At 60.7% G+C, this 7,654-nt stretch carries 9 protein-coding genes; 5 read left to right on the forward strand and 4 right to left on the reverse strand.

The annotated features are described in order from the left end of the window. A partial coding sequence (locus tag VN623_RS05150) for a pyrroline-5-carboxylate reductase family protein (protein ID WP_325568817.1) occupies positions 1-159 on the forward strand: 159 nt, incomplete at its 5' end. Between the two features lie 268 nt (positions 160-427). Here the strand turns inward: VN623_RS05150 and VN623_RS05155 are convergent. The 3 genes from VN623_RS05155 to VN623_RS05165 form a co-directional block, all read right to left on the reverse strand. Further along, positions 428-1,822 (reverse strand): ATP-binding protein, encoded by a 1,395-nt coding sequence (locus VN623_RS05155; protein WP_325568820.1) that lies wholly within the window; start codon positions 1,820-1,822, stop codon positions 428-430. A gap of 67 nt (positions 1,823-1,889) precedes the next feature. Further along, entirely contained in the window at positions 1,890-2,591 is a 702-nt protein-coding gene (locus VN623_RS05160) for a response regulator transcription factor (RefSeq protein WP_325568822.1), read from the reverse strand. An 11-nt stretch (positions 2,592-2,602) separates the two neighbouring features. After that, positions 2,603-3,193 (reverse strand): MarR family transcriptional regulator, encoded by a 591-nt coding sequence (locus tag VN623_RS05165; protein WP_325568805.1) that lies wholly within the window; start codon positions 3,191-3,193, stop codon positions 2,603-2,605. A gap of 205 nt (positions 3,194-3,398) precedes the next feature. Here VN623_RS05165 and VN623_RS05170 point away from each other — a divergent pair, with 205 nt between their 5' ends. Continuing rightward, positions 3,399-4,295: a branched-chain amino acid aminotransferase gene (locus tag VN623_RS05170; RefSeq protein ID WP_325568807.1), complete on the forward strand. Its 897-nt coding sequence runs from the start codon at positions 3,399-3,401 to the stop codon at positions 4,293-4,295. A gap of 400 nt (positions 4,296-4,695) precedes the next feature. Here the strand turns inward: VN623_RS05170 and VN623_RS05175 are convergent, their stop codons facing one another. Beyond that, positions 4,696-4,956: a hypothetical protein gene (locus VN623_RS05175; protein ID WP_325568809.1), complete on the reverse strand. Its 261-nt coding sequence runs from the start codon at positions 4,954-4,956 to the stop codon at positions 4,696-4,698. A 274-nt stretch (positions 4,957-5,230) separates the two neighbouring features. Here VN623_RS05175 and VN623_RS05180 point away from each other — a divergent pair, with 274 nt between their 5' ends. From VN623_RS05180 to arfB, 3 genes are read left to right on the forward strand one after another with little or no spacing between them, the layout of a single operon-like run. Beyond that, positions 5,231-6,847, forward strand: coding sequence for an NAD(P)/FAD-dependent oxidoreductase (locus VN623_RS05180; RefSeq protein ID WP_325568811.1), 1,617 nt, complete (start codon positions 5,231-5,233; stop codon positions 6,845-6,847). Between the two features lie 8 nt (positions 6,848-6,855). Continuing rightward, positions 6,856-7,230 carry a glyoxalase superfamily protein gene (locus tag VN623_RS05185; protein WP_325568813.1) on the forward strand — a complete coding sequence of 125 codons (375 nt, stop codon included), beginning with the start codon at positions 6,856-6,858 and terminating at the stop codon, positions 7,228-7,230. Positions 7,231-7,234: 4 nt separating this feature from the next. Next, the gene (arfB, locus tag VN623_RS05190) at positions 7,235-7,654 is read left to right on the forward strand and encodes an alternative ribosome rescue aminoacyl-tRNA hydrolase ArfB (protein ID WP_325568815.1); all 420 of its coding nucleotides are present in this window, start codon (positions 7,235-7,237) and stop codon (positions 7,652-7,654) included.

The raw sequence follows: 7,654 nt of genomic DNA on the forward strand, positions 1-7,654 counted from the left end.
GAGAGCGATCCCGCGACGCTTAGGCAAAATGTTACTTCACCTGGCGGCACGACGGCCGCGGCGCTTGCCGTGTTGATGCAAGACGGACATGGCCTCAAGGAGCTGATGACCGAAGCGGTGCTCGCGGCACAAAAACGAAGCCGCGAGCTTGGAAGCTGACCGGGGCTGGGTAGGTCGGTCAAAATCCAAGGCTCGCGGCCGTTATTCACATCCCGAATGGGCTGGCGACCCACGGCGTTCGGGATTTTCGGTACCGGAGACTGCAGGCTTGGAGGACACCTTGCCGAAGTCGGACGGGAAGATAAGTGCCGGAACCGATGTCGCGGATACTGTAATATCATAACATAACGGTCAATTCACAAGACCGTGTGCCCTGGTTCTTCCGGCCTTAGCTTGTGCCGCGGCCGTGTTTTTCAGAAGAAAAAATCTATTGCGGCAATGAGATAATGGCGCGGAGCCCGCCCATCGAGCTTTCGCCGAGGGCGATCTCGCCGCCGTGGCTTTTCGCTATATCGCGGGCGATCGCCAGACCGAGTCCGCTGTTGCCCTCGTCCTGATTGCGCGCGTGATCAAGCCGGTAGAACGGACGAAAGACGTTGTCGCGCTCCCGCTCCGGGATGCCGGGCCCGTCGTCGTCGACTTCGATGCGGACCCATTGGCCTTCCGGCGCCACGCGAATGATGATGTGTTCGCCGAACCGCGCCGCGTTCGTGACGAGATTTGTGATGGCGCGCTTCAATGCCTGACGCTTCAACGGCAGCACGATGTCGCCCTTGCTCTTGCGGATCTTGAGATCGATCGTGCTGGCGTAGATCGACGCGTCGTCGACGATCTCCTCCAAGAGCTCGGCGAGATTCGTTGGTTTGGCTTCTTCGCCACCATCGCCTTTGGCAAAAGCCAAATAGTCTTCGAGCATGTGCTGCATTTCGTCGACGTCGGCTGAAAGCGAGCGCGTTTCCGGCGTGTCGTCCAGCATCGCGAGTTCGAGCTTGAACCGCGTCAACACGGTTCTGAGATCGTGGCTGACGCCGGCGAGCATCGTGGTGCGCTGCTCGACGTGCTGTTTGATACGATCTCGCATCTGCAGGAAGGCCAGAGCTGCCTGTCGCACCTCGCGGGCGCCGCGCGGGCGGAAATCTTCCGGGATTGACCGGCCCTTGCCGAAGTCCTCGGCGGCGTCGGCGAGCCGCAAGATCGGTCGGATCTGATTTCTTAGAAACAGGATCGCGACGGTCAGCAGAATAACCGACGAGCCAACCATCCAGAGCAGGAAAATATGCGAGTTCGACGCGTATGTCTGGCTGCGCGTCGCGACGAAGCGCAAAATGGCATCGTCGAGTTTTACGCGAATCTCGACGTTTTGTGCGCCGACCGTATCGATCCAAAACGGCAACTGCACGTGCTTGCGCAGTTCGTTCGACAGCGCCCGATCGAGCAAGCGGAAGAATGGCTTTGGCCCCGGCGGCGGGAGCTCTCCGGGCGGCAGCACCTCCATCTTCAAACTCAAGCGGTCGCGCGCCAGCTCGATGATCTTTTGCGCGTCACCGGTTTTCGGCAAATCCTTGTAGACATAAATGACGGCCGCGATGTCGCGTGCGGTCGCCTCCGAAAGGCGGCGCGTCACGGCCTGCCAATGGCGCTCCATGAACGCAAAGGCGATGACGCCTTCGAGAACGACGATCGGCGTGATGATGATGAGAAGGGCGCGGGCGTAGAGCCCTTTAGGAAGGACTTCGCCGATGATGCTAAGAAACCGGGCGGTGTAGGGGTGTTCGCGAAACCGGCGATAGCGGGCGAGGATGCCGGCCGGGCCGGATGCCATGTCGCGGACAACCGGCGTTGCAGTTTCCACCCGCGACGGCTCCGGAGGTAAAACGCCCATGCCTCTTTCAATCGATATAGAGGATGTAGCCCTTGCCCCGGACCGTCTGCAGGTAAACCGGGTTCGAAGGGTCGGATTCGATCTTGCGCCGCAAGCGGTTGATCTGAACGTCGATTGCCCGCTCGCTGCCGGTATTGTCGTCGTTCGATAGTTCGTGGCGCGGCACCGCGACGCCAATTCGCTGCGCGAAGAGCCGCAGCAGATCGCGCTCGCGCTCGGTGAGCTTGATCGTCTCCTCGTCGCGTTTCAACTCTCCCCGCGCCAGGCTGAAAACGCAGCCACCCATGCGGATTTCGTCACGCGACGGGCTTGGCGCCTGGCCGCGTCGCAGAATGTTGCGCAGCCTCAGCAGCAGCTCACGGGGCTCGAACGGTTTGGAGACGTAATCATCGACGCCGGCTTCGAGACCGGAAATGCGATCCTCGGCATCGGCGAGCGCCGTCAACATGCAGATCGGCACGGGCCGCGTCGCCTTGAGATCGCGCGCCAGCGTCAAACCGCATTCGCCCGGCATCATCACGTCGAGCAGCACAAGATCGAACGTCAGTCCGCGCATGAATGATCTTGCCGCGGCCGCGTCGGCGGCCTCCGTCACGCGGAAGCCATTGCTTTTCAGAAAGCGGCCGAGAAGTGCCCTGATTTTCTGGTCATCGTCGACGACGAGAACGTGCGGAGCGTTATCGGCAAGCGCTTCGGCTCGATTCTGCATCATTGCGACTCTCACTCGTTGCTGTCTGACACATTGCCCGGCGTCTGCGGACGCGTCCCTTTGATGAGGCTTTCGACTTGGGGGCGGTCCTTCTCGGCAATCATGGCAAAAAGAAACTTACCCGCGACCGCGTCGGCGCCGGGCCCGAGTTTCGCCAATGCCCCCTCGATGCGTTTGACTTGAATTTGTGTCAGTTTGTCGGTCAAGCGGACGCCCTTGGCAGAGAGATAGAGGCGGCGCTCGCGACGATCTTCGTTTCCGGCGCGTTGGATGATGAAGCCTTCGTCCACGAGCTGCTTCAGAACGCGGGCCAGACTTTGTTTGGTAATCTTCAGGATATCAAGCAGCTCAGCGACCTTTAGGCCGGGATTTCGATGCACGAAATGCAGGACCCGGTGGTGGGCGCGGCCGAAACCGTACTGCGCGAGAAAAGCATCGGGATCGCCGGTGAAATCGCGATAAGCGAAATAGAAAAGTTCGACGCAGGCGATGAGATCGATGCCGGCGGGCCTTCGGCCATCGTCGGCCAACGGCGGCGATCCTGGGGAATTTTGGGGCACTGCCCGTCTTCCCGACGCACCTTCTGACGTTATGTCAGTCATGTTGACTTATTGGCCTTGATCGTCTTCTATTTCAAGACAAATTGTTAGATCGCTCGCCACCTTCATGCCCTTGCGGCCGGCTCGCCCAGGCGCTAAGCGTCTCAAGCGCTTCGGCTGCACGATACCCGGATTGGCGGCGCTCGCGACCCAACCACCGGTGTTCAAATTCTCCAACTATCAAGACTAGCGAAGGACATAGACTGGCATGGCTGACCTCGTTCCTTATCACGATCGTGATGGGCTGATCTGGTTGGATGGGACGCTGGTTCCCTGGCGCGATGCCAAAGTTCACGTCCTGACCCACGCTCTGCACTACGCCAGCTCGGTATTCGAAGGCGAGCGGGCCTATGACGGAAAGATCTTCAAGCTCACCGAGCATTCCGAGCGTCTCGTCGCAAGCGGCAGAATTCTGGATTTCGAGATACCGTATACCGTCGCGGAAATCGATCAGGCTTGCCGCGATACGATCGCGGCCAACAAGTTGTCGGACTGCTACGTGCGTCCCATTGCCTGGCGCGGCAGCGAACAGATGGGTGTTTCGGCGCAGGCAACCAAGATCCATCTCGCAATTGCGGCGTGGAATTGGGGCTCATATTTCCCGATGGAGCAGCGTCTCAAGGGCATTCGTATCACGTACGCGAAATACCGGCGGCCGGACCCCGCGTGCGCGCCGACCAAAGCCAAGGCGGCGGGCCTCTACATGATCTGCACGATTGAAAAGCACCGCGCCGAGCGCGCCGGCTATTCCGATGCGCTGATGCTCGATTATCGTGGCCGGGTCGCGGAATGTACGGGGGCCAACATTTTTTTCATCAAGGACGGCGTGATTCACTCCCCGGATCCCGATTGTTTCCTGGACGGGATCACGCGGCGCTCGGTCATCGAGCTCGCAAAGGCGCGCGGCATCGAGGTGATCGACCGTGCAATCATGCCCGAAGAACTCGGAACGTTCTCGGAATGCTTCATTACCGGCACGGCTGCCGAGGTGACGCCCGTCTCCGAGATCGGCGAACATCGCTATAAGCCGGGTAAAATCACCGAGACGCTGTTTAGCGATTTCATGGCCCTGGTTAAGCCGAAGGAACGCGTGGCCGCAGAGTAACCACGCCTGTTTATTTGCATCTCCCGGGCTTGCCTCGGGGCGAGGAGTGGTCGAAGCTCCGGTCATCGGTGGCGATCGGACGTCCTCAGATGTCGAAAGTCGTGCTGGCCGTTCTGATGTTGTGGGGCGCCACTTTGGCAAGCGCCGTCCCTGGCTATGCTCAGGAAGGGCCGGGCGGCGCGATCAATCCGACGCGCGATTGTCAGACACTCATGACCTGCAATTTCCAGAGGGGTGGCCGCTGGCGCGGCTGCGTTTCATCCTATTCATGCCGCAAGTGCCGCTTCGTGTCGGCGCCGTGCTCGATAGTCGGCGGCAAGGGGCGTGTTTGCCGTCAGCTGACATGCGGCTGGAACGGGACTTAGGCCAAACCCTTATTATTGGCGGACCAAATCGCGCGCTAGATCGAACCGCGCAGGATGAGCGGCGCGCAAACGGCGGCCAGAAACAGCGTTATCGCAGCGCACGTGAATGCGAGGGTGAGCGGAGCCAGCGGCGCACCGATCCAGATCGCCGCCACTTCGATCAGCATACTCCAAAATGCGGCAGGCACGAAAGAAGCGATCGCGAGGCCCGCAAGGCGCGCGACACGTGATCCATCCGCACGCCGCACCGCGATGGTGCCGGGTCTGGAAATGGCGCTGGTCATTACAGCACGCATGATTGCTCGCGGAGTTCGTTCTGGTTTTGCAATCAGCCCGGATACGAAGTCGGAATACAAAGGCTGACGCGGTTGTGGTCAAAGTCAGCGTAAGAAGGTGCTCTAAACGATTGGTTAACAACTACGGGGAAATTGGAACGATCTGCAATCGGAAAATTCTACTACCGTTCAACGAAACGCGCAGCGCCTTGTTCCCAATGCGATTAAAATTTTCGCGCTGCGGCGCAGCGAATCAGAAAAAATTTCCCGAATGGAAGTCGTTTAGAGAAGCCCAGTGAACCACGCCAATTTCGACGTTGCGATTATCGGCGGCGGCCATAACGGGCTGACTGCGGCCGCCTATCTCGCGCGGGCCGGACTTTCGGTCATTGTGCTCGAAAAGAATTCTGTCGTTGGTGGGGCTGCAATAACCGAGGAGTTCGCGCCGGGCTTTTCGAATTCGGTCGCCTCATACACGGTGAGCCTTCTCAATCCGAAGGTCATCGCCGATCTCGAACTGGTGCGGCACGGCCTGGACATCATCGAGCGGCCGGCCGCCAACTTCTGGCCGATTGACGATCGGCGCGGATTGCTTGTGCCCTATGGGGCGGCGTCACGACGCGAGGCCTACGCGAGATTTTCCAAAAAGGATGCGGCGCGCCTCGACGCTTACGATGCCGAACTTGGCCGCGCCGTCAGCGTGCTGCGAGATCTCATCACGCGGACTCCGCCGAACGCCGGCGGCGGCATACTCGAGTTGATCAAGGCCGGCGGCGTCGGCCGGCGTCTTCTTAATCTCTCGCTCGCCGATCAGCGGCTTCTTGTCGAGCTGTTCACCGCGAGCGCTGCCGACTTCCTCGATCGCCGGTTCGAAGACGACACGGTCAAAGCCTCATTCGCGTTCGACGGTATCGTCGGATCCTATGCGGCGCCGTCGACCCCAGGCACGGCCTACGTCTTGCTGCATCACTGTTTTGGCGAGGTGAACGGTAAGGCGGGACAGTGGGGGCACGCGAAAGGCGGCATGGGCGCCATCACGCAGGCGATGGCTCAGTCAGCGGTTGCGAGCGGCGCTGTCATCCGCACGAACGCGGCCGTCGGGTGCGTGCTCGTCGAGGGCGGGCGTGCCAGCGGCGTCGTTCTCGCGACCGGCGAGACGATTAAAACGCGCGCCGTCGCGGCCAACGTCGGTCCGAAGCTTCTGTTCCGCGATCTCGTCGCCGAAGCCGATCTCGATGCAACCGTTCGCGCGCCATTCCTGGCGATCAAGACCGGCTCCGGATCGTTCCGCATGAACGTTGCTCTCGCCGAGCTTCCCGATTTCACCTGTCTGCCGGGCAGAGAGATTGGGCTGCATCATCGCTCGGGGATCGTGATCGGTCCGACGATGGATTATCTCGAACGTGCCTATCTCGATGCGCGCGCCAACGGCTGGTCGCGCGAGCCGATCGTCGAAATGATGATTTCTTCGACGCTCGATCCGTCGCTGGCGCCGCCCGGCAAGCACGTGGCCAGCCTTTTCGTGCAGCATGTGGCGCCGCATCTTCCCGGCGGGCGAAGCTGGTCCGACACAAATGAGAAGGCGGCTTTCGCCGATCTCGTCATCGAGACCGTGTCGCGCCATGCGCCGAATTTCAAGGCGGCGGTGCTCCACCGGCAGGTGCTTTCGCCGCTCGATCTCGAAACCCGTTTTGGTCTCATCGACGGCGATATCTTCCACGGTCAGCTCGGACTCGGTCAGCTCTTTTCGGCACGCCCGGTTCTGGGTTACGGAAATTACCGGATGCCGGTCAAAGGGCTGTATCTCTGCGGCTCGGGTGCGCATCCGGGCGGTGGCGTCACCGGCGTGCCCGGCATGAATGCGGCGCGCGAGATCGCGAAGGATCTGAAACGTCGCCGTAAACGATGGTGAGGCGGGAAATGGAATTCGGCTCGATCGTTCCGCTGCTTCGCATGTTCGACATTCCGGCGACGCGCGCGTTCTACAACGATTATCTCGGCTTCGGCGTCGACTTCGAACACCGCTTCGAGCCGGAACTGCCGCTCTACATGCAGGTCTCGCGCGGTGGCTGCCGCTTGCACCTGACGCAGCATCACGGCGATTGTTGTCCGGGGAGCGCCGTCCGCATCGATTGCGATGATGTTCTCGGGCTGCATGCGGAATTGGCGGGTAGGACCTACAACTTCCTGCGCCCCGGAATTCAGACGCCGCCGTGGGGCGGCACGGAGTTGACGCTGATCGACCCCTCGGGCAATCGGCTTGTTTTTGTTCAACGTGTCGAAGGCAACGGCTGATCCCATGCGCATCACTCCGGCGATCGACATCGATGAAGCCGAACTCGAAGAGCGCTTCGTGCGCTCCTCGGGACCCGGCGGGCAAAACGTCAACAAGGTGTCGACGGCGGTGGAGTTGCGCTTCGATCTGAGAGCGAACAGCTCAGTTCCGGAATACGCACGCGCAAAGCTGAAACGACTTGCAGGGCGGCGGCTGACGTTGGATGGCGTGATCATTATCCAGGCCGATCGCTTCCGCAGTCAGGAGCAGAATAGATCCGATGCGCGCGAGCGGCTGAAAGACCTAATTGCGGAAGCGCTGATCGTTCCGAAGAAGCGCATCAAGACGAAGCCCTCGCGCGGGGCCAAGCAGCGGCGTGTCGATGCCAAGACGACGCGCGGGCATGTGAAGAAACTGCGTAGCCGGAAGGTGGATATGGATTGA

The organism is Hyphomicrobium sp. (assembly GCF_035572195.1).
In the GTDB taxonomy this organism is placed as follows: Bacteria; Pseudomonadota; Alphaproteobacteria; order Rhizobiales; family Hyphomicrobiaceae; genus Hyphomicrobium_B.

Excerpts from the sequence above, each read along its gene's own strand:
- VN623_RS05160 (WP_325568822.1), bottom strand. The coding sequence starts at position 2,591 with ATGCAGAATCGAGCCGAAGCGCTTGCCGATAACGCTCCGCACGTTCTC.
- VN623_RS05155 (WP_325568820.1), bottom strand. The coding sequence starts at position 1,822 with ATGGCATCCGGCCCGGCCGGCATCCTCGCCCGCTATCGCCGGTTTCGC.
- VN623_RS05170 (WP_325568807.1), top strand. The coding sequence starts at position 3,399 with ATGGCTGACCTCGTTCCTTATCACGATCGTGATGGGCTGATCTGGTTG.
- arfB (WP_325568815.1), top strand. The coding sequence starts at position 7,235 with ATGCGCATCACTCCGGCGATCGACATCGATGAAGCCGAACTCGAAGAG.
- VN623_RS05165 (WP_325568805.1), bottom strand. The coding sequence starts at position 3,193 with ATGACTGACATAACGTCAGAAGGTGCGTCGGGAAGACGGGCAGTGCCC.
- VN623_RS05185 (WP_325568813.1), top strand. The coding sequence starts at position 6,856 with ATGGAATTCGGCTCGATCGTTCCGCTGCTTCGCATGTTCGACATTCCG.
- VN623_RS05175 (WP_325568809.1), bottom strand. The coding sequence starts at position 4,956 with ATGCGTGCTGTAATGACCAGCGCCATTTCCAGACCCGGCACCATCGCG.